We start from the raw sequence: 19,414 nt of genomic DNA, 5'->3' as shown, positions 1-19,414 counted from the left end.
GGTCACTGGGCCGGACGCTACCGCACACGAACTGGCATGGCTGGCCAATCAGGCACCGTTCACAGCTCCGCGATGATCTGCCGCCGCTTGTCGGCGTATTCGTCGTCGGAGATCGCCCCGGTGGCTCGCAGGGTCTCCAATTCCTGCAACCGTTGCGCGGTGCTGGGCTCGGGGATCGGCGGTGGGTACGTTCCGGCCGGCGCGGGCGGGTACTCCGCGACGGACGGGGCGCCCTGCGGGGCCGCCCGCTGGGCCGCGGCCCGGCGGACCACCGCCTGCACCTGGGCGCGCGCCCCGGGGTTGGCACGCAGGTCGACCATGCTGTTCATGCCGATACCGTTGGCCTTGAGGATCTGCAGAATCTCCATCAGCGGCTCGGCCTGCCCGGACAGGTCGTAGGTCGTGTTGTCCTCGGCGATCGAGAACGTCGCGGGCACCTGCCCGTTGATCAATGCGCTGCGCTCCCAGTCGATCTGGAACTCGCTGGTAGCGGGATCGACGAGCACCGCCAACCGCCGGGCGGTGAGCATGGCCAACCGGGTCACGTCGGCGATCACCCGGTCCTCGGCGTCGAACGTCGCGATTCCGGGCCCGGCGATGCGCAAGTTGAGTTTCACCACCGGCCGATCGTTGATCCGGGTGTTCGTCTCGGCCATCCCGATGATCTGCGCGAGCCCCAGCACGCCATGCGCCTCCAGCTGATTGGACCTGGCTTGCGCCTTTGCCCCGTAGCCGGCGATGGCCAGCGCGGCGAGCACGTCGACCGCGGTCACCAGCAGCCCCACCCAGAACATCCACCTCATCAGGTCGCTCTGGCCCGTGGCGAAATACACGCCCAGAAAGATCGGCCCGACCAGGCCGCCACACAGCAACACCATGCTCTGCGCTTTTACGTAACGCCACAACATCGGCCACGCTCCTCGGGGCGAGCGAAGCGGCGGGGAATCCGAGCGCCTCGACGCGCTCAGATTAGCTGCAGTCGGGCGGCGCCGTGGTCCGGTCGACGGGCCGGCGGCGGACCATCTGGCAATGTCCGTCAATTGACTGACCTCGACACTGACATTCGGTACATAATGTCCTGTGCTCGAGCGCGGCCACGACCCGGCGGTCCATGTATCCGAGCAGCAGGTGATCGCCCACGCACAGCACCTCGCCGTCATTCTGCTGAACAGCGTCACGCTGGTGGCATCGATCAGCGCGCTGCTGCTGCCGAACACCCCGGAATCGAACATCGGCCTGATCGCGCTGGCGCTGCTGGTGTGCTGGTCGGTCTACCGCCTGATGACCCGGTCGCGGTCGACGACGTTCCAGATCCTCGACCTCTGTTACGTGCTGGTGGTGTCGGCGTCGGTCCCCGTCTTCGGCACCGACCCGCAGCTGCTCTACACCAACTCGGTGCCCCAGGTGATCGCGGGTGTCGCGGTGATCACCTTCGCCATCGCCCAGCCCCCGAGGATCAGTTTTCCTGTGGCACTGGCGATCACGGCGACGTATTCGGCCGGCAGCGCGCAGGTCGTCGGCTGGGATCAGGTCCTGCACATCCCGATGCTCTACTACATGCTGGCCGTCGAGTGGGGCATCACCACGGTTCTGGTGCTGACCGCGCGGACCGTGGCCCGCCGCGTCGACCAGACGCGCGCCGCCAACCACGATGCCGCGCTGCGTGATGCCATCGCCGCGGCGGTGCGCGATCACGAACTCGAGCACATGGCGCTGGTGCATGACACCGCCGCCTCCACCCTGCATCTCGTCGGCGAGGGTGCCGAGGTCTCGCCGGAACGCATCGCCGCGCAGGCCACCCGAGACCTCGCGCTGCTGGCCGGTGAACCGATCGGCCTCGGCGGCGGGTCGGCCACCGATGTCGCCGCCGCGATCGGCGTCGAGGTCAAGCATTCGACCACCCCGATCGAGATGACCGGGTTGAGCAGGCTGGTGCTGGACGGCCGCACCGCCAACGCCGTCGTCGCGGTGGTGCGCGAGGCGATCAACAACGCCAATCGACATGCACGGGCCCAGCGCATCGTCATCGACATCTCGCCGACGACCGTGACCGTCACCGACGACGGCATCGGGTTCGACCCGATCACCACCACGCTCGGACACGGTGTTGCCGAATCGATCGTGGCCCGGATGCGGCGCGCCAACGGCACCGCCTCGGTGCGTTCCACCCCGGGCGCAGGCACGGTCGTCACCGTCAACTGGCATCAATTGCAGCGCACCACTCCGGGTGCGCCGCAAATCGAGGACGTCGACCAGCTCACCGAACGCATCTTCGTGCGGTTCGGCCTGGGCATCGTGGCTTTCGCCTTCGTGCAACTGGCGCTCGCGGTGCCGTATGCGGCGACCAGTACCGACCACCCCGCGGCGCAATTCGCCCTGGGCGGGCTCGCGGCGCTGGTGGCGCTCGCGGCCATCCCCCGAGTGCTGGACAGGCGTCCCAACCTCACCGTGCCAGCGCTCATCCTGATGGCGGCGGTGGTCTACCTGCAGGCCAGCCTGCTGCCCGTCGACATGCTCGGCGGGCCCGCCCAGTGGCCGCTGCTGGCGACCTCGCTGTGCGTGCTGCCCTACCTGTTGCGGTTGCGGCTGGCTCACGCCGCGGCCGTCATGATCACGTTCTGGCTGGGCACCGCCATCCTGAATTTCGTCCGCTACCCGGGCATGGTCACGGCCTACAACCTGGCGCTGTACACCGCCGGCATCTTCGTGGTGCAGATCTTCGTACTGTCATTCCCGGCGTTGCTACGCAGCGCCAATGCCACTGCCGCCGAGGAGATCCGGGACCGGTGGGCCAACGACGCGCAGCGGCGGATCACCGAGGCGCTGCACGACGACTACGTGCGGCGCACCTCCAAGCTGATCCGAGGGGTGTTCCCGCTACTGCAGACCCTGAGCACCGGCGCCATGGACGCCGACATCCGGTGGCGGGCGCGCATCGAATCACGCCGGCTGCGGCTCTACATCTTCCAGGCCCGTACCTTCGGCCATCCGTTGGTCGCCGAGTTACGTAGCGCCATCGAGGAGGCCGACGCCCGTGGGGTGGTGGTGTCCCTGAACGCCGACAACGACCTACCGCGACTGGACCGCGAACAGCGCCGCCGGCTGCTCGAGCCGATCGAAACGGCCCTCGCCCGCGCCGTCGAGCACGCCCGGCTGGGGTTGACCGTGGTACCCGGGGAACTGGTGGCCAGCATCCTGTGCGACGACGACGGTTCGGGGGTCGAGCCGCGCCCCGGTACCGCCGAGCATCCGCGCATCGAGGTCACCGAGATCGGCGGCACGGTATGGATCAGCGTGCATCACGCACTCCCGGATACCGCCATTGCCGTCGAGGAACACGCCGATATCGCCTAAAATCTACCCTGGCGACAATTCCGTTAGCCAAGATGTGAAGTTGGGGCTTCACATGGAGTTTGCTGGGGGTACAGTCTGTGTACTGCAATGTGCTGGGGGCTCACCGATGACCTCTTCACTGTCGGGTGAAACGCATGACTAGGACCGTGAATCGCGGAGTGGACAAAACGACGGACGCCATCACGGTCGCACTGATCGACGATCACGATGTGATCCACGCCGGCGTCCGCGCCTGGTTTGCCGGCTGCAATCCGCCCATCGATCTGGTCGCCGATTACCCCAACCCGACCTCCTTCCTTGCCGACCACCCCAAGGGCGGCGAGGACATTGAGGTGGTCATGTTCGATCTGCAGTACGACCGCTTCCAGCCCGAGTTCGAGACGCTGCGGCAGGTATGCGAGGCCGGGCACCGCGTCATCGTCTACTCACACATGGCCACCGACGAGGTGATCCTGTCCAGCCTGGACGCCGGCGCCACCACCTTCCTGGCCAAGGGCGAGGACAAGCAGCATCTGTTCGACGCCGTGTACGCCGCCCATGCCAACACCCCGTACGTGGGGCCGCGGATGGCCAAGGCGCTGTTCAACGACCGCACGGTCGGGCGGCCCGGGCTGAGCACCCGCGAGCGCGAGGTGCTCATCGCCTGGTTCCAGACCGAGAACAAGGAGTTCGTCGCCAAGCGGCTCTTCATCGAACCGTCGACGGTGCGCACCCATCTGCAGCGGGCCCGCGCGAAGTACGCGGCCGTCGGCCGGCCGGCGCCCACCAAGGCGGCGCTGATCGCCCGTGCCGTGCAGGACGGGATCCTCAGCATCGAAGATCTCTAGCCCCCAAGCGCGGCGAAACTCGCGTACCCGGGGTTCAGCGGGGCTTTGCAACCCCGGGTACGCGAGTTTCGCCGCAGCGGTGGCCCGGGAAATGCAAAGCGGCGCCCACCCTTTCGGGTGAGCGCCGCTCTGTTTTGAAGCGAACTTACTTGTTGATCTTGGTCACGCGGCCGGCGCCGACGGTACGTCCACCCTCACGGATGGCGAACCGCAGACCCTCGTCCATGGCGACGGGCTGGATCAGCTTGACGGAGATGTCGGTGTTGTCACCGGGCATCACCATCTCGGTGCCCTCGGGCAGGGTCACAACGCCGGTCACGTCCGTGGTGCGGAAGTAGAACTGCGGACGGTAGTTGTTGAAGAACGGCGTGTGGCGGCCACCCTCGTCCTTGGACAGGATGTAGACGCTGCCCTCGAACTCGGTGTGCGGGGTGGTGGTGCCGGGCTTGACGACGACCTGGCCACGCTCGACATCTTCGCGCTTGATGCCACGAACCAGCAGACCGACGTTGTCGCCGGCCTGGCCCTGGTCGAGCAGCTTGCGGAACATCTCGACACCGGTGACGGTGGTCTTGGTGGTGGTCGGCTTGATGCCGACGATCTCGACGTCCTCGTTGACGTTGATCACGCCACGCTCGACGCGACCGGTCACCACGGTGCCACGACCGGTGATGGTGAAGACGTCCTCGACGGGCATCAGGAAGGGCTTGTCGGTCTCACGCACCGGGTCCGGGATGGACTCGTCGACGGCGGCCATCAGCTTCTGAACCGACTCGACCCACTTCGGGTCACCCTCGAGTGCCTTGAGCGCCGAGACCTGAACGACGGGGGCGTCCTCGTCGAAGTCCTGGGCGGCCAGCAGTTCGCGGACCTCGAGCTCGACGAGCTCCAGCAGTTCTTCGTCGTCGACCATGTCCGACTTGTTCAGCGCGACCAGGATGTAGGGCACGCCGACCTGGCGAGCGAGCAGCACGTGCTCACGCGTCTGCGGCATCGGGCCGTCGGTGGCGGCGACCACGAGGATGGCGCCGTCCATCTGGGCCGCACCGGTGATCATGTTCTTGATGTAGTCAGCGTGGCCGGGGGCGTCGACGTGCGCGTAGTGACGCTTCTCGGTCTGGTACTCAACATGCGAGATGTTGATCGTGATACCGCGCTGACGCTCTTCGGGCGCATTGTCGATCTGGTCGAATGCGCGCGACTCGTTCAAATCGGGGTACTGATCGTGCAGAACCTTGGTGATCGCTGCGGTCAGCGTGGTCTTGCCGTGGTCAACGTGACCGATGGTCCCGATGTTGACGTGCGGCTTCGTCCGCTCGAACTTCGCCTTCGCCACTGTGGTGTCCTCCTGGACTTGTTGGTGCTTTTACGTAAAGCAGGTGTGTTGATGTGTTCAGTTGTGTGGTCTGCAAGGTACCGGACTACTGCCCGGTGGCCTTCGCGATGATCTCCTTCGAGACGTTCGCCGGAACTTCAGCGTACGAATCGAACACCATGGAGTAGTTGGCCCGGCCCTGGGTCTTCGACCGCAGGTCGCCGACGTAGCCGAACATCTCCGACAGCGGAACCTGCGCCTTGACGACGCGCGCACCGCTGCGCTCCTCCATGGCCTGGATCTGACCACGGCGGGAGTTCAGGTCGCCGATCACATCGCCCATGTAATCCTCGGGCGTGGTGACCTCGACGGCCATGATCGGTTCCAGGATCGCCGGCTGAGCTGCCTGGGCAGCCTTCTTCAGCGCCTGGGAGCCGGCCACCTTGAAGGCCATTTCCGACGAGTCGACGTCGTGGTAGGCGCCGTCGAGCAGCGTGACCTTCACGTTCACCAGCGGGTAGCCGGCGAGCACGCCGTACCGCATGGCGTCCTGCGCACCGGCATCCACCGACGGGATGTACTCGCGCGGGATGCGGCCACCGGTGACCTTGTTCTCGAACTCGTAGGTCGCACCGTCCTCGCCGCTGAACGGCTCCAGGCTGATGATGACCTTCGCGAACTGGCCGGAGCCACCCGTCTGCTTCTTATGGGTGTACTCGACCTTTTCGACGGTGCGCCGGATGGTCTCGCGGTAGGCCACCTGCGGCTTGCCGACGTTGGCCTCGACCTTGAACTCGCGACGCATACGGTCCACGAGGATGTCCAGGTGCAGCTCGCCCATGCCGCCGATGACGGTCTGGCCGGTCTCGTCGTCCTGATGGACCTTGAAGGTCGGGTCCTCTTCGGCGAGCTTCTGGATCGCGGTGCCCAGCTTTTCCTGGTCACTCTTGGTCTTGGGCTCGATGGCGACCTCGATGACCGGATCCGGGAACGTCATCGACTCGAGCACGATCTGGTTGTTCGGGTCACTCAGGGTGTCACCGGTGGTGGTGTCCTTGAGGCCGATGACCGCGTAGATGTGGCCGGCGCTGGCCGTTTCGACCGGGTTCTCCTTGTTGGAGTGCATCTGGAACAGCTTGCCCAGACGCTCCTTCTTGCCCTTGGTCGAGTTGATGACCTGAGCACCGGAGTCGACCTTGCCCGAGTACACCCGGACGTAGGTCAGCTTGCCGAAGAACGGGTGGGTTGCGACCTTGAACGCCAGCCCGGAGAAGGGCTCGTCCGCCGAAGGCTTACGAGAGATGATCTCGTCTTCCTTGTTCGGCGCGTGGCCCTCGGCCGCGGCAACGTCCAGCGGGGTCGGCAGGTAGTCGATGACGGCGTCGAGCATGGGCTGCACGCCCTTGTTCTTGAACGCGCTACCGCACAGCACCGGGTACGCCGCGCTGGACACGGTCAGCTTGCGCAGACCGGCCTTGATCTCCTCGATCGTGAGATCCTCGCCGCCCAGGTACTTCTCCATCAGGTCGTCGTCGGTCTCGGCGACGGCCTCGATCATGGCGGTGCGGTACTCGTTGGCCTTGTCCTGCAGATCCGCCGGGATGTCGATGGTCTCGTAGGTCTCGCCCAGCTTCGTCTCACCGCGCCACACCTTGGCCTTCATCTCGACCAGGTCGACGATGCCCTCGAAGTCGCCTTCGGAGCCGATCGGCAGCTGGATCGGGATGACGTTGGCGCCGAGGCGGTCCTTCATCGTCTGCACCGAGAAGTAGAAATCGGCGCCCAGCTTGTCCATCTTGTTGACGAAGCAGATACGCGGCACGTCGTACTTGTCGGCCTGACGCCACACCTGCTCGGACTGCGGCTCCACGCCTTCCTTGCCGTCGAAAACGGCAACGGCGCCGTCGAGCACGCGCAGCGAACGCTCCACCTCGACGGTGAAGTCGACGTGGCCGGGGGTGTCGATGATGTTGATCTGGTTGTCGTTCCAGAAGCAGGTGGTGGCAGCCGAGGTGATGGTGATACCCCGCTCCTGCTCCTGCTCCATCCAGTCCATCGTCGCGGCGCCGTCGTGCACCTCACCGATCTTGTACGAGATACCGGTGTAGAAGAGGATGCGCTCGGTCGTCGTCGTCTTGCCGGCGTCGATGTGCGCCATGATGCCGATGTTGCGGACCTTCGTGAGGTCGGTCAGCACGTCCTGTGCCACGGCTAGATTCCCACTCTTTCGCTTGCTTGATTGCTGTCCGGTGTAAAGCCCCGAGGGGCCGAAATCACCAGCGGTAGTGCGCGAAGGCCCGGTTTGCCTCGGCCATCTTGTGCGTGTCCTCGCGACGCTTCACAGCGGCGCCGAGCCCATTGCTGGCGTCGAGGATCTCGTTGGCGAGACGCTCGACCATGGTCTTCTCGCGGCGGGCCTTGGAGAAGCTGACCAGCCAGCGCAGTGCCAGTGTGGTCGACCGCTCGGGACGGACCTCGACCGGCACCTGGTAGGTGGCGCCACCGACACGGCGGCTGCGCACCTCGAGGGCGGGCTTGACGTTGTCCAGCGCGCGCTTGAGGGTGACGACGGGATCGGTGCCGGTCTTGTCACGGGCCTGCTCCAGCGCGCCGTAGACGATGCGCTCGGCCAGTGACTTCTTGCCGTCCAGCAGCACCTTGTTGACCAGCTGGGTGACCAGCTGCGACCCGTAGACCGGGTCGTTGACCAACGGGCGCTTCGGCGCGGGACCCTTGCGCGGCATTAGCTCTTCTCCTTCTTCGCGCCGTAACGGCTGCGTGCCTGCTTGCGGTTCTTGACACCCTGGGTGTCCAGCGAGCCGCGGATGATCTTGTAGCGCACACCGGGAAGGTCCTTCACACGACCGCCGCGCACCAGCACCATCGAGTGCTCCTGCAGGTTGTGGCCTTCGCCCGGGATGTAGGCGGTGACCTCAACTCCGGTGGTCAGCTTCACGCGAGCGACCTTCCGAAGCGCCGAGTTCGGCTTCTTCGGGGTGGTGGTGTACACGCGAGTGCACACGCCGCGGCGCTGCGGGCTGCCCTTGAGGGCCGCGGTCTTGACCTTCGCGACCTTGTCGCGGCGACCCTTGCGGACCAGCTGGTTGATGGTTGGCATGTACCGGCTTTCTGTGTTGCTACTTCTACTTCTGGTGGCTCGGTGGTAACTCAGTCGAACTTTTAAGTCTCTGTACTGCTGTTTACGCCTGATCGCCTACCCCGCGACCGGGCGTGTCGCACGCGCCCGACACCGAACCTTCCGATGCATTCGGGGACACGAAGACACACGAATTCGCCCGACCTGCAAGCGTACGGGCCATTTACAACAGCCGCATACGCCCCTGACAGCCAGGCACGAGGCTCCACAATACCAGGGGTGGGCGTGCCGAACCAAACCCGTCTGTAGGGCCCTTATCGCAGGTCAGACGCTACAGCCGTACTGAGGCGCCTACCAACAGGCTACAGACGTCGCTATCTGCGCTCCATGCCGGCGGCCAACCGCAGCACCATGTCGGTGAACACGGCGTCCGTCTCCACGTCATCCATCACCCCGGTCATTTCCAGCAACACGAACCCGTGCAGCGCGGACCAGAACTCCAGGGCCGCGTAGAACGCGTTGTCGCCGACCAGTCCGTAGGAGGCCAGCGCCGCCAACACCGGCCCGGCGGCCTCCCGCGCAGCCGCGGTGTATTCCGGGTCGTCCCCGCCCAACGGCATCCGGGTGAACGCGGAGTACCGGCCCGGATGGTGGTGGGCGTAGCTGCGGTAGGCGCTGGCCATGGTGACCACCGCATCGTCGCGGGTCCGCCCGTCGCCGACCGCGTTCAGCATGCCGATGATGTCCCGGATGACCCGCATCCGCACCGTTCGGCGCAGGTCTTCCAGGCTCTGGACGTGGTTGTAGAGCGACGGGCCCTTGGTGCCCAGTTGGGTGGCCAGCGCGTTGATGGTGAGCGCGTCCCAGCCCTCGCGATCGAGGAAGGCCAGTGCGGCGTTCACGATTGCGTCGCGGCTCAGTTTGGTCGCCCGCGCTGCCATTCGCCCACCCTCCGGTTCGTCGAGATCCCCCGAAGCCGGGTTGACTAATGACTCTAGTTCACCCGGTCCTGGCTGAGTTTGGCCAGTTCGTCGGTGATGCCGCACAGCGCGGGCAGGGTGGCCGGGTTCATCGTCTGGATCGACCAGGTGATGAGGTCATCGCCTTTCGCGATGTAGATGCTGCAGGCATTCGCGTCGTAGGCCTTGAAACCCTTGTTGCCGTCCATCGAGATCTCGGTGAGGGTGCGGCCGGCCTTCTTCTCCAGTTCGCGCTCGACGTCCATATCGCTGCCCCGGTACCACCAGGTCGAGATGCCCATGCCCGCACCGAACGTGCCGATCACGGTGTTCTCCTGCCAAAAACACCCGGTGTCGTTGACGAGGACCTTGGTGAACATCGCGGCGCCGGTGACCCGGGCGATATCGGCGTCGGTGATGCCGTGGCAGTCCCCGCCGTCGAACCCGCCGCCGGCGCGCTGCTCTCCGGTGGCCGGGGCCGCCCGCTCGGTCGCCTCGGCACCACAGCCGGGCAGCGCGGCCAGCACCGCGGCGAATGCGGCGATCAGCACGGGACGACGCATGTCACATATCCGATCTCAGCGTCGCCGACAGCAGTTTCTGGGCGTCCGGGCAGGCGTCGGCACCGGCGGGGTCGCGCGAGTTTTCCCCGTCGCTGCGCTCGCCCCGGACCTGGACCCACCAACTCAGCACGCCACCGCCCGCGGCCGCGGTCGCCGCGCAGCCCGAACCCGTGGTGTCGCGGCGGGCCAGGAACGCGGTTCTGCGCTCGATCACGGTGTCGCTGACCTCGGCGCCACGCTCCACCGCGAGCGCGCGTTCGCGGTCCAGGTCGCCGGTGTCGAACCACGCGAACGTCGCGTCGAGCATGTCACCGTCGCGGGTCAGCACGTACTGGCAGACCGCACCGCTGTAGGGCCGGACCACATCCTCTGCGGCCAACACCGACTGCACCGAACTGTCCGACAGCAGCCCGCAGCGGTTGTCGGCGTAGCCGTAACTGTGCTCGGCGTCGGCGTCCGCGGATTGGGCCGATTGCGCGACGCCGTCGACCTGCTGCACGCAGCCCGCAGCGGCCATGACGGTGGCTGCCACGGCAAGAGTCCGGAGAATCGTCCGGAAGCCACGCCCATACATCGGTGCCCACGCTACCCAGCGGCAACGCAGTCGGCGACCGGACGGGAAACCCGGCCAAGCGGTGCCACCGGAGGGGTCCGGCACCGTACTCTGTTGACCCATGGCGACCCTGAGTGTGAAAAGTCGGAGCCGGTGCATCGCGGCGGGCGCGCTGGTCACCCCACTGCTGCTGGCGAGCATGGCCGCACCGTCGGCACACGCCAAGAACGGCGACACCCACATCACCGGTCAGGGCATCGTGCAGACGCTGGACTGCAACAACGCCACGCTGCTCGTCAACGGGACCAGCAACACCATCAACGCCAAGGGCACCTGCTGGGCGGTGACGCTGCAGGGATCGTCGAACATCGTCATCGCCGACAACATCATCAACGACGTCACCGTGTACGGCTATGACCAGACGGTGATCTATCACAACGGTGCGCCCGCGGTGATCGACCGCGGCCGGGAACTCGGCATGACCAACCGCGTCAACTGGGCCCCGGCCTGACCCTGTGCGCCGGCTCATCGCACTGTTCGCCCTACTGGGCGGAATCGGCGGCGCCGCAATGAATCCCGAGGTGGCCACGGTGGCGAACGGGGAGCCGCAGATCGCCCCGGTATCGGCCGCGGCCCGGGCGGTGGGATTCATCGACGTCCGCAGCGCGGTGCCCGACGCCGTCATCGATCTGCGCTACGCCACCGCCAACAACTTCGTCGGGACACCGCTGTATCCGCCCGCGGCGCGCTGCCTGGTCCATGAATCGCTGGCGGCCGGGCTGGCCACCGCGGCGGCGCAGTTGCGCACCCGGGGTCTGCGGCTGGTGTTCTGGGACTGCTACCGGCCCCACGATGTGCAGGTCCGGATGTTCCAGGTGGTGTCCAACCCGGCCTGGGTGGCGCAGCCCGGCCCGTACTCGAAGAGCCACGAATCGGGCCGGTCGGTGGATGTCACCACCGCCGGCGCGACCAGCCTCTCGGAGATGGGCACCGGTTTCGACGATTTCACCGCCGCCTCGCACGCCTACGCCACCGACGGGGTGAGCGCCGCCGCGCAAGACAACCGCGCCGTGCTGCGCGAGGCCATGGCGGCCGGCGGGCTGAGCGTCTACTCCGGCGAGTGGTGGCATTTCGACGGCCCGGGCGCCGGTGAGCGCCGGCCCATCATCAACGTCCCGCTCACCTAGGCTGGGAAGACCGGCTACGAATCGAGGAAGCATGCGCACTCATATCGCAGGAACCGTCGCCGCCGTGGCGCTCGCGCTCGGACTGGCCGGATGCGGATCGAGTGGGGATTCCGGCGCCCCGACCGTCACCGCCGGCACCTCGGGCGCACAGGTCGAGATCGGCAACACCATCAACTACGGGTCGTTCGGCACCACCGCCGATATCGACTGCGCGCAGGGCAAGGCGCTCAACGTGGGTGGCTCCAACAACACCCTCACCATCAAGGGCACCTGCTCCAGCGTCAACATCGGTGGCGCCGACAACAAGGTGACGCTGGACAACGTCGAGACCGAGATCAGCGTGGTCGGCATCGACAACACCGTCGTCTACAAGGCCGGTGACCCGAAGGTCGAGGACCTCGGCAGCGGCAACAAGGTCAGCAAGGGCTAGCTGCCGGCCCCGTGCCGTCCGGCCCCGTCGACGAACCGTTTGGCGCCCGCCAACAGCTCCGTGGACACCTTGGCCAGGCTACCGAACTCGAAGTCCATTGCCGTCTCTTCGGTTTCGCCCCACTGACGCAGGGCGGAAAGCCGGTCGGCGCGCAGGCACAGCTGCGGTAGCGCGGCCAGCTCGGCGGCCAGTTCCTCGGCGGCCGCGCGGGCCTGCCCCTTCGGCACCACCCGGTTGGCCAGCCCGATCTGCATGGCCTCCTGCGCCCCGACCGCCCGGCCGGTGAGGATGAGGTCCATCGCGCGGCTGTGCCCGATCAGGCGCGGCAGCCGCACCGTGCCGCCATCGATCAAAGGGACACCCCAGCGCCGGCAGAACACCCCGAACTCGGCGTCCTCCTCGACCACCCGCAGGTCGCACCACAGCGCAAGTTCCAGGCCACCGGCCACTGCGTAACCGCTGACCGCGGCGATCACCGGTTTGGACAGGATCATCCGCGACGGACCCATCGGTCCCGGACCATCAGCACGCACCTGATTGCCCTCAGCGGTGCCCATAGCTTTGAGATCTGCACCGGCACAGAAGGTTCCGTTGTCACCGCAGAGCACCGCGACCGATGCTCCGTCGTCATGATCGAACTCGTCGAAAGCCGCGTACAACTCCGCGGCGGCCGGTCCGTTGACCGCGTTGCGGGCCTCCGGCCGGTTCATGATGACCGTCGTCACCGCACCGTTGCGCTCCACCCGCACACCTGCCGAGTCACTCACACTGCCTCCACTCGATCGTCGCGCCGCGCGACCAGTTCGGCGGCGAAATCCCGGTAAGCCAGCCGCAGCCGTTCGCCGGGCCAGCGCGGCGGCAACAGTTCGGCCGGCAGCACCGGGTCGGTCAGCAGGTGCCGCACGATGGCGGCAGCCACCACGAAACGCCCTGGCACATCGGCGGCTTCGGCCATCTCGGCGAGCAACCGCTCACCTTCGCGGGCCCAGGCCGGCAGATCCCACAACTGCCCCACCAGCCCGGCGGGGTCATCGTCGCGGCTGTGCAGCACCCGCACCTTGGTCCGGATGTCCTCGGGCAATTCCACCGCGAGGTTGTCCGGCCGCAACCACGCACCTTCGCGGAGCTCGCCGAACCGGCTCTGCAGTAAGGTGTTCCGTAACTCGGCACGGGTACGGGCGTCGGCGCCGACGCTGGTGATCAGCAGCGTCGTCCAGATGCCGCCCCACGGTCGTTCGTGCGGTTCGATGGCGCCGTCCTGGCGGCGCTGCCGCGCCAGCAGCCGGTCGGAGAGCCGGTAACCGTCCGCCGAACGCACCAGATCGCCCGCACCCACCATCCGGGTGAGCGCCACCCGCAGCGTCGACTCCCGGATACCGAAATCAGCTGTCAACAGCACGAGTTCGGCCGCCGATGCCCAGGCGGGGTGCGCACCGAGCAGGACGCTCAGCACCACCGAACGGGCGGTCAGGCGCACCGGTCAGACTCCGGAGGCGCGGCGGCCGTGATCGCCCAGCGGTTCGTCGCGGTGCCGGACGGCCTCCCGGAAACCGTGCTCGCGCGCGTCGGCGACGAACGCGTGCCCCTCCGGGGTGTGCCGGGCGATACCGTCGAAGACGGTGCTGACCATCCGGCTGGTGGCCACGCCCTGTTGCAGCAGCGCGGTGTTGCAGGCCAGCTTGGCCATGATGAGCTGGTTCACCGGCATGGCGGCGATGCGGGCCACCAGGCGCTCGGTGCGCTCGTCGAGGTCCTGCGGTTCGGGGGCTTCCACCGCCAGACCCCATTCCGCGGCTTGCGCGCCGGTGAGGCAATCACCGGTCAGCAGTAGGCGTTTCGCGCGTTGATCACCCAGGCGGTGCGCCCACAGGCCGGCCGCGGGCACACCCCACACCCGCATCGGCGGGTAGCCGATCTTGGCGTCCGAGGCGGTGATGACCTGGTCGGCGTGCAGCGCGATATCGGTGCCACCGGCGATGCAATAGCCGTGGATCTTGACCACCGTGGGTTTGTCGCAGTGCATCAGGCTGGAGAAGCCGCGCACGAACCGGCTCATCATCTGGTAGTCGATCATCGGATCCCACGGCTGATCGGGCAGGTGGTTGACGGCCTGGGTGCGGCCGTCGAGCACGGTGCCACGGCGGTCCGCACCGGCCGAGGAGCTGCCATCGGCATAGGCCCCGAGATCGAAGCCCGCGCAGAAGCCCGCTCCGGCACCGGAAACCAGGATGACGTGGACGCCCGGGTCCAGATCGGCGCGCTCCACCAGTTCCGCCAGTTCGACGGGGGTGGCGGCGATGATGGCGTTGCCCTTGTCGGGGCGATTGAAGGTGATCCGGGCGATGCGGCCGGTCACCTCGTAGGTCATGGTCGTCAGCGTGTCGATGCTCATCCCTTGACCAACGCGCGCTCGATGATGGGCGCCAGGTCCAGGCCGGTCGGCAGCGTGCCGAAAGCGCCGCCCCACTGCCCGCCGAGCCGGCTGGCCAGGAACGCCTCGGCGACCGCGGGATGCCCGTGGCGCACCAGCAGCGCACCCTGCAGCGCCAGCGAGATGTCCTCGGCGACCTGCCGTCCGCGGTACTCGATATCGCCGAGGCTGCTCAGCGACGCCTTCAGCGCGGTCACGTGCGCATCAAGCCGTGGGTCCTGCGCCTGGGCGAGTTCGTCGAACAGCACGTCCACACATTCCGGGCGGGTTGCCATGGCGCGCAACGTATCCAGTGCGCTGACATTGCCCGACCCCTCCCAGATGCCCATCAGCGGCGCCTCCCGGTACAGCCGCGGCATCCCGGAGTCCTCGACATAACCGTTGCCACCCAGACACTCCATCGCCTCGGCGGCATGCGGTGTCGCCCGCTTGCACACCCAGTACTTCCCGGCCGCCAGGCCGATCCGGCGCAACAGCGACTCGCGTTCGTCACCGCGCACCGCTCGATCGGTCGCCCCGGCCATCCGCATGGCCAGCATGGTCGCGGCCTCGGCCTCGACGGCCAGGTCGGCCAGCACGTTGCGCATCAGCGGTTGGTCGATCAGGTAGGCGCCGAACGCCTTTCGGTGCTGGGCATGGTGAACGGCACGGCTGAGCCCGGTGCGCATGCTGGTGGCGCTGCCCAGCGTGCAATCCAGCCGGGTCAGGTTGACCATCTCGATGATGGTCTTCACCCCGCGGCCCTCCTCGCCGACCAGCCAGGCCGTCGCCCCGTCGTATTCGACCTCGCTGGAGGCGTTGGCGTGGTTGCCGAGCTTGTCCTTGAGCCGCTGCAAGAACATCCGGTTACGGGTGCCGTCGGGCAGCACCCGAGGCAGGAAGAAGCAGCTCAACCCACCGGGTGCCTGGGCGAGGACCAGGAACACGTCGCACATCGGTGCCGAGGTGAACCATTTGTGTCCGGTCAGCGTGTAGGTGCCGTCGGCATTGGGTGCCGCCTCGGTGGTGCCCGCCCGCACATCGGAGCCGCCCTGCTTCTCGGTCATCGACATACCCGCGGTGAGACCGGCCTTGGTGGTGGGCACCTTGAGCTCCGGGTCATAGACCCGGCTGGTCAGCAGCGGTTCGTAGGCAGCGGCCAGTTCGGGGTTGAAACGCAGCGCGGGAACCACCGCGTAGGTCATCGAGATCGGGCAGATGTGGCCCGGTTCGGGTGTCCACACCGAGGTCTTGGCGGCCCGGACCACGTGGGATCCGGTGCGATCATCGGCCCACGGTGCGCCGTGCAGTCCGTGCGTGACAGCGACATTCATCAGTTCGTGATAGGCCGGGTCGAATTCGACCTCGTCGACGCGGTGACCGTAGCGATCGTGGGTGTGCAGCACCGGGCGGTGACGGTCGGCGAGTTCGCCCCAGCGCTGCGCCTGATCCGACCCGCTCAGGGCGCCGAGTTCGGTGACCTCGTCGGCTCCCCAACCGCCGCCCTCTCGGACCAGCGCCTCCATGAGCACCGGTGAGGCGGCCGGATTGTGATCGCGCAGCGGAGGAACCTGGTTGGTGACGACGTGAGTGGCCATGCCCCACTGTTACATTTTCTCGACAGCTGCACAAGATACGTAACACAGTGCATACTCGTGCGGTGCAGCCCAATACCGCCATCCACGCCGCCGCGCTGGCGCTCACCCACGAGCCGGTGCCCGCCGACCAGTCCGTCGCGGGCGACCCGAGCACGGCAGCCTCGACGCTCGCCCAGTTCGGCGGTTTGGAGATCGGCGTCTGGGAGATGTCGGTCGGCACCATGACCGATGTCGAGGCCGACGAGGTGTTCGTCGTCCTCGCCGGTGCCGCCACCGTCGAATTCGCCGACGGCACTGCGCCGCTGCACCTGCGCGCCGGCGATATCGGACGCCTGGCCGCCGGAGCCGAGACCACCTGGACGGTCACCGACACCCTGCGCAAGATCTACCTGACCTGAGCCACCGAGGCCTTACGCCGTGACTCGTAGGCGTGCCCGGCGTAGATCACCGCGGCGGCAAGGGCCCAGCCCAGCAGGATGTCGATGACGTAATGCTCGGCGGTGTAGACCAGCGTGAACGCCATGACCAGCGGATAGGCCACCAGCACCGGACGCCACCCGCGGTGCAACCGGTTCCACAGGAACGCGGCCAGCGCCGCCGACATCCCCGCGTGCAGGGACGGGATCGCGGCCACCAGGTTGACGCTGGCCTGGCCCTGGTCCAGCAGGGCGGTCGCGGTGTGCATGTTCAGGTTTCCCCACCCGCGCGTCACGATGCGCTCGATCCAGTCGTTGGCGCCGTCCCGCACGCTCTCCATACCGCCGAGCACACCGCCGTCAGGGACGCCGCGCGCGGACTTGAACATGCAGCGCGGGCCCGACGGTCCGCCGGCGACGTCCTCGGGGGTACAGCGCGCCGCCGCCCACGGCGGCGCGGCGGGCACCAGCGCGTAGATCACCAGCCCGGCGAAGTTCAAGCCGACGAAGAGCTTGACGAACCGCTTCCATTCCTCGCGGTCGCGCAGCCACAGCACCCCGGCGATGACGTACGGGAGCACGAAGAACGACATGTAGACGGTGCTGATCCCGACTTCCCACCAGGGTGGATGCGGCAGCTTCAGGCGCTCCTGCAGCCAGACGGTCGGCATGGTGCCGCCGAACAGCCAGCGGTCGGCGTCGGCCTGCCAGTGCCACAGCGTCGGGCGACCGACGAAATCGGCCGCTCCCCGGCTGAGGTCGTATGCGATCAGCAGCAGCGCGAAGGGCAGCCAATCGCGCAGCACGTAGAACATGCGCCGGCCCTGGCCGATGCTGGCCGCGATGAGTCCGGTGCTGATGTAGAGCAGCACCAATTCCCGGTTGAACGCGAAACCGTCGGTCACCGTGCGCCACAGCACGACGCCAGCCCAGACGGTAATCGCGGCGTAGCGCAGATAGCGCAGGCGCTGGGTGCGACGGCCGGGCGTCGCGACGCGATGGACGACGATCGATTGTTCCTCGTCAATCGTCGCCACGAGTGGTGAGCCTAGTTCACCTGTGCGTCGCCCGCCGTTTGCCGAAAATTCCGGTGTGCCGTCAGAGGTTGTCGCGCAGGAAGGCGATGTCGTCCTTGCGACCCTCTTCTGAGGTCTCGCAGATCACCGGGGCGCCGGCGGCCTTGACCACAGCCACCAGCAGGTCGGGGTCGATCTGCCCGGTGCCGAAGTTGGCGTGCCGGTCCGCACCCGAGCCCGCGGCGTCCCGCGAATCGTTGCAGTGCACCAGGTCGATGCGGCCGGTGATGGACTTGATCCGGTCGACGGCGTCGATCAACGCCTCGCCGGCCGCCCAGGCGTGGCAGGTGTCCAGGCAGAAGCCGATCCCCTTGTCGCCGATGTGATCCCACAGCCGGGCGATGGTGTCGAAATGCCGCGCCATGGCGTGGTCACCGCCGGCGGTGTTCTCCAGGTACACCGGCACCTCGGTGTTCAGGCTGGCCAGCGCCTTGACCCAGCGCTCGAAACCGGCCTCCATGTCATTGTCGTCGGCGTGCCCGCCGTGCACGATGACCGCGGTGGCGCCGATCTCGGCGGCCGCATCGCAGGTGTCCTGCAGGATCTTGCGCGACGGGATCCGTACCCGGTTGTTCGCCGAGGCGACGTTGATCAGGTACGGCGCATGCACGTATAGCGGCACGCTGGAGGCCTTGAGCGCCTCGGCGTCCTCGCGCGGCTTGGGCTTCTTCCAGCTCTGCGGGTTACCGAGGAAGAACTGGACGGCGTCGGCACCTTCGGCGGCGGCCGCGGCGATCGGGTCTTCGGGATTCACATGTGAACCAATGAGCACGGGGCCCAGTTTAGGCGCGGGGTCCGACGCGGCGATTTGGGCGCGGCAGCGTTCACTGAGCGGACGTCAGCGCGCCTAAGCCAGCTAGAACTCGTCGCTGTCCGGGCCGCACGAGACTGAAGTCAGGTAGACATCGGTGCCCAGATCCCTACGTGGCTTCCGGATCGTCGACCGCGGCCGCACGAGACTGAAGTCAGGTAGGTCCCGTGAACACACGCGATGACATTTCGGATCCGGGTAGGTCTGCACGACATGAGCAATGACGTATGGCCCCTCGTGCACGCCGAGCGCCGGGCTCTCATCGCCGAACTCGAAGGCCTCGCTCCCGATCAGTGGGCGCAGCCGTCGCGGTGCGCGGGATGGACCGTGCACGATGTCGTCGCCCATCTCGTCGACGTTGCCGAGTCCACCCGGCTCGGCTTCGCCCGCGACATGCTCACGGCTCGCTTCGACTTCGACCTCCAGAACGAGCGCGGTATCGCGCGGGCCAAAGGCGCGACACCCGCCCAGACGCTGCAGCGCCTGAAGAAGGCCGCCGCCCGCACGACGACACCGCTCGCCCCGACGGACACCCGCATCGTCGAGGAGGTCGTGCACGGCGAGGACATCCGCGGCCCGCTGGGTCTGCAGCGCAACTATCCGGTCCAGTCCATCGAGCGTTCGCTACGCCAGCAACTCCGCACCTCGACAAAGTTCGGCGGGGCCAGAGAACTCGTCGCCGGGGTACGGCTCGTCGCCACCGACACAGATCTGACCATCGGGACCGGGCGCGAGATCCGCGGCACCGCAATCGAATTGCTGCTGGCCTGCGCGGGCCGCAATGACCTGCTCGCCAGCTGACACGAAAAAGCCCCCGC

At 67.2% G+C, this 19,414-nt stretch carries 21 protein-coding genes; 7 read left to right on the top strand and 14 right to left on the bottom strand.

Features of this window, described 5'->3' with window-relative positions:
• Positions 1-59: 59 nt before the first annotated feature.
• Entirely contained in the window at positions 60-908 is an 849-nt protein-coding gene (locus C6A86_RS04670) for an SHOCT domain-containing protein (RefSeq protein ID WP_105364542.1), read from the bottom strand.
• A gap of 172 nt (positions 909-1,080) precedes the next feature.
• Here C6A86_RS04670 and C6A86_RS04665 point away from each other — a divergent pair, with 172 nt between their 5' ends.
• The gene (locus C6A86_RS04665; RefSeq protein WP_311101038.1) at positions 1,081-3,354 is read left to right on the top strand and encodes an ATP-binding protein; all 2,274 of its coding nucleotides are present in this window, start codon (positions 1,081-1,083) and stop codon (positions 3,352-3,354) included.
• Positions 3,355-3,488: 134 nt separating this feature from the next.
• A complete protein-coding gene (locus tag C6A86_RS04660; RefSeq protein WP_105363840.1) occupies positions 3,489-4,181 on the top strand; it encodes a response regulator transcription factor in 693 nt (230 codons plus the stop codon).
• 145 nt (positions 4,182-4,326) lie between these two features.
• Here the strand turns inward: C6A86_RS04660 and tuf are convergent, their stop codons facing one another.
• From tuf to C6A86_RS04625, 7 genes are all read right to left on the bottom strand, one after another.
• Complete coding sequence (gene tuf, locus C6A86_RS04655) at positions 4,327-5,517, bottom strand: elongation factor Tu (RefSeq protein ID WP_057166994.1); 1,191 nt, start codon at positions 5,515-5,517, stop codon at positions 4,327-4,329.
• Between the two features lie 85 nt (positions 5,518-5,602).
• Positions 5,603-7,654, bottom strand: coding sequence for an elongation factor G (gene fusA, locus C6A86_RS04650; protein WP_233213043.1), 2,052 nt, complete (start codon positions 7,652-7,654; stop codon positions 5,603-5,605).
• A gap of 115 nt (positions 7,655-7,769) precedes the next feature.
• Positions 7,770-8,240 (bottom strand): 30S ribosomal protein S7, encoded by a 471-nt coding sequence (rpsG, locus tag C6A86_RS04645; RefSeq protein WP_057166992.1) that lies wholly within the window; start codon positions 8,238-8,240, stop codon positions 7,770-7,772.
• Positions 8,240-8,614 (bottom strand): 30S ribosomal protein S12, encoded by a 375-nt coding sequence (gene rpsL / locus C6A86_RS04640; protein WP_057166991.1) that lies wholly within the window; start codon positions 8,612-8,614, stop codon positions 8,240-8,242. The genes rpsG and rpsL overlap by 1 nt, the downstream gene beginning before the upstream one ends.
• 353 nt (positions 8,615-8,967) lie before the next feature.
• Positions 8,968-9,534, bottom strand: a complete 567-nt coding sequence (locus C6A86_RS04635; RefSeq protein ID WP_105363842.1) for a TetR/AcrR family transcriptional regulator — start codon at positions 9,532-9,534, stop codon at positions 8,968-8,970.
• A gap of 53 nt (positions 9,535-9,587) precedes the next feature.
• The gene (locus C6A86_RS04630; protein WP_105363843.1) at positions 9,588-10,115 is read right to left on the bottom strand and encodes a DUF3558 domain-containing protein; all 528 of its coding nucleotides are present in this window, start codon (positions 10,113-10,115) and stop codon (positions 9,588-9,590) included.
• Between the two features lies 1 nt (position 10,116).
• Positions 10,117-10,689: a DUF3558 domain-containing protein gene (locus C6A86_RS04625; RefSeq protein ID WP_105363844.1), complete on the bottom strand. Its 573-nt coding sequence runs from the start codon at positions 10,687-10,689 to the stop codon at positions 10,117-10,119.
• Positions 10,690-10,789: 100 nt separating this feature from the next.
• Here C6A86_RS04625 and C6A86_RS04620 point away from each other — a divergent pair, with 100 nt between their 5' ends.
• The 3 genes from C6A86_RS04620 to C6A86_RS04610 are packed head-to-tail and all read left to right on the top strand — an operon-like array spanning position 10,790 to position 12,285.
• On the top strand, positions 10,790-11,179 hold the full coding sequence (locus tag C6A86_RS04620; protein ID WP_105363845.1) for a DUF3060 domain-containing protein: 390 nt from the start codon (positions 10,790-10,792) through the stop codon (positions 11,177-11,179).
• 58 nt (positions 11,180-11,237) lie between these two features.
• Positions 11,238-11,855: a M15 family metallopeptidase gene (locus C6A86_RS04615; RefSeq protein WP_105363857.1), complete on the top strand. Its 618-nt coding sequence runs from the start codon at positions 11,238-11,240 to the stop codon at positions 11,853-11,855.
• A gap of 31 nt (positions 11,856-11,886) precedes the next feature.
• Positions 11,887-12,285: a DUF3060 domain-containing protein gene (locus C6A86_RS04610; protein WP_105363846.1), complete on the top strand. Its 399-nt coding sequence runs from the start codon at positions 11,887-11,889 to the stop codon at positions 12,283-12,285.
• On the opposite strand, the gene C6A86_RS04605 is transcribed toward C6A86_RS04610, so the two are convergent.
• From C6A86_RS04605 to C6A86_RS04590, 4 genes are read right to left on the bottom strand one after another with little or no spacing between them, the layout of a single operon-like run.
• Positions 12,282-12,995: a crotonase/enoyl-CoA hydratase family protein gene (locus tag C6A86_RS04605; protein WP_396835261.1), complete on the bottom strand. Its 714-nt coding sequence runs from the start codon at positions 12,993-12,995 to the stop codon at positions 12,282-12,284. The two genes, C6A86_RS04610 and C6A86_RS04605, sit on opposite strands and share 4 nt — an antisense overlap.
• A 53-nt stretch (positions 12,996-13,048) precedes the next feature.
• Positions 13,049-13,762: a PaaX family transcriptional regulator C-terminal domain-containing protein gene (locus tag C6A86_RS04600; RefSeq protein ID WP_105363847.1), complete on the bottom strand. Its 714-nt coding sequence runs from the start codon at positions 13,760-13,762 to the stop codon at positions 13,049-13,051.
• 3 nt (positions 13,763-13,765) lie between these two features.
• Positions 13,766-14,677 carry a crotonase/enoyl-CoA hydratase family protein gene (locus tag C6A86_RS04595; RefSeq protein ID WP_105363848.1) on the bottom strand — a complete coding sequence of 304 codons (912 nt, stop codon included), beginning with the start codon at positions 14,675-14,677 and terminating at the stop codon, positions 13,766-13,768.
• The gene (locus C6A86_RS04590; RefSeq protein WP_105363849.1) at positions 14,674-16,293 is read right to left on the bottom strand and encodes an acyl-CoA dehydrogenase family protein; all 1,620 of its coding nucleotides are present in this window, start codon (positions 16,291-16,293) and stop codon (positions 14,674-14,676) included. The genes C6A86_RS04595 and C6A86_RS04590 overlap by 4 nt, the downstream gene beginning before the upstream one ends.
• 62 nt (positions 16,294-16,355) lie before the next feature.
• On the opposite strand from C6A86_RS04590, the gene C6A86_RS04585 reads away from it, so the two are divergent.
• Positions 16,356-16,691, top strand: a complete 336-nt coding sequence (locus C6A86_RS04585) for a cupin domain-containing protein (protein ID WP_199196236.1) — start codon at positions 16,356-16,358, stop codon at positions 16,689-16,691.
• Here C6A86_RS04585 and C6A86_RS04580 read toward each other — a convergent pair.
• Together C6A86_RS04580 and C6A86_RS04575 are read right to left on the bottom strand one after the other, a co-directional pair.
• Positions 16,679-17,746 carry a phosphatase PAP2 family protein gene (locus tag C6A86_RS04580; RefSeq protein WP_105363851.1) on the bottom strand — a complete coding sequence of 356 codons (1,068 nt, stop codon included), beginning with the start codon at positions 17,744-17,746 and terminating at the stop codon, positions 16,679-16,681. The genes C6A86_RS04585 and C6A86_RS04580 overlap by 13 nt on opposite strands.
• Positions 17,747-17,807: 61 nt before the next feature.
• Positions 17,808-18,557: a deoxyribonuclease IV gene (locus tag C6A86_RS04575; RefSeq protein WP_105363852.1), complete on the bottom strand. Its 750-nt coding sequence runs from the start codon at positions 18,555-18,557 to the stop codon at positions 17,808-17,810.
• Positions 18,558-18,809: 252 nt separating this feature from the next.
• Here C6A86_RS04575 and C6A86_RS04570 point away from each other — a divergent pair, with 252 nt between their 5' ends.
• The gene (locus C6A86_RS04570) at positions 18,810-19,397 is read left to right on the top strand and encodes a maleylpyruvate isomerase family mycothiol-dependent enzyme (protein ID WP_105363853.1); all 588 of its coding nucleotides are present in this window, start codon (positions 18,810-18,812) and stop codon (positions 19,395-19,397) included.
• Positions 19,398-19,414 lie beyond the last annotated feature (17 nt).

Origin of the sequence: Mycobacterium sp. ITM-2016-00316 (assembly GCF_002968335.2) — a bacterium.
GTDB lineage: Bacteria > Actinomycetota > Actinomycetes > Mycobacteriales > Mycobacteriaceae > Mycobacterium.
This window is presented reverse-complemented; position numbering and strand designations above follow the sequence as displayed.

Excerpts from the sequence above, each read along its gene's own strand:
- C6A86_RS04670 (WP_105364542.1), bottom strand. The coding sequence starts at position 908 with ATGTTGTGGCGTTACGTAAAAGCGCAGAGCATGGTGTTGCTGTGTGGC.
- C6A86_RS04660 (WP_105363840.1), top strand. The coding sequence starts at position 3,489 with ATGACTAGGACCGTGAATCGCGGAGTGGACAAAACGACGGACGCCATC.
- fusA (WP_233213043.1), bottom strand. The coding sequence starts at position 7,654 with ATGGCGCACATCGACGCCGGCAAGACGACGACGACCGAGCGCATCCTC.
- rpsG (WP_057166992.1), bottom strand. The coding sequence starts at position 8,240 with ATGCCGCGCAAGGGTCCCGCGCCGAAGCGCCCGTTGGTCAACGACCCG.
- rpsL (WP_057166991.1), bottom strand. The coding sequence starts at position 8,614 with ATGCCAACCATCAACCAGCTGGTCCGCAAGGGTCGCCGCGACAAGGTC.
- C6A86_RS04635 (WP_105363842.1), bottom strand. The coding sequence starts at position 9,534 with ATGGCAGCGCGGGCGACCAAACTGAGCCGCGACGCAATCGTGAACGCC.
- C6A86_RS04630 (WP_105363843.1), bottom strand. The coding sequence starts at position 10,115 with ATGCGTCGTCCCGTGCTGATCGCCGCATTCGCCGCGGTGCTGGCCGCG.
- C6A86_RS04625 (WP_105363844.1), bottom strand. The coding sequence starts at position 10,689 with ATGTATGGGCGTGGCTTCCGGACGATTCTCCGGACTCTTGCCGTGGCA.
- C6A86_RS04620 (WP_105363845.1), top strand. The coding sequence starts at position 10,790 with ATGGCGACCCTGAGTGTGAAAAGTCGGAGCCGGTGCATCGCGGCGGGC.
- C6A86_RS04615 (WP_105363857.1), top strand. The coding sequence starts at position 11,238 with ATGAATCCCGAGGTGGCCACGGTGGCGAACGGGGAGCCGCAGATCGCC.
- C6A86_RS04610 (WP_105363846.1), top strand. The coding sequence starts at position 11,887 with ATGCGCACTCATATCGCAGGAACCGTCGCCGCCGTGGCGCTCGCGCTC.
- C6A86_RS04605 (WP_396835261.1), bottom strand. The coding sequence starts at position 12,995 with ATGAACCGGCCGGAGGCCCGCAACGCGGTCAACGGACCGGCCGCCGCG.
- C6A86_RS04595 (WP_105363848.1), bottom strand. The coding sequence starts at position 14,677 with ATGAGCATCGACACGCTGACGACCATGACCTACGAGGTGACCGGCCGC.
- C6A86_RS04590 (WP_105363849.1), bottom strand. The coding sequence starts at position 16,293 with ATGGCCACTCACGTCGTCACCAACCAGGTTCCTCCGCTGCGCGATCAC.
- C6A86_RS04570 (WP_105363853.1), top strand. The coding sequence starts at position 18,810 with ATGAGCAATGACGTATGGCCCCTCGTGCACGCCGAGCGCCGGGCTCTC.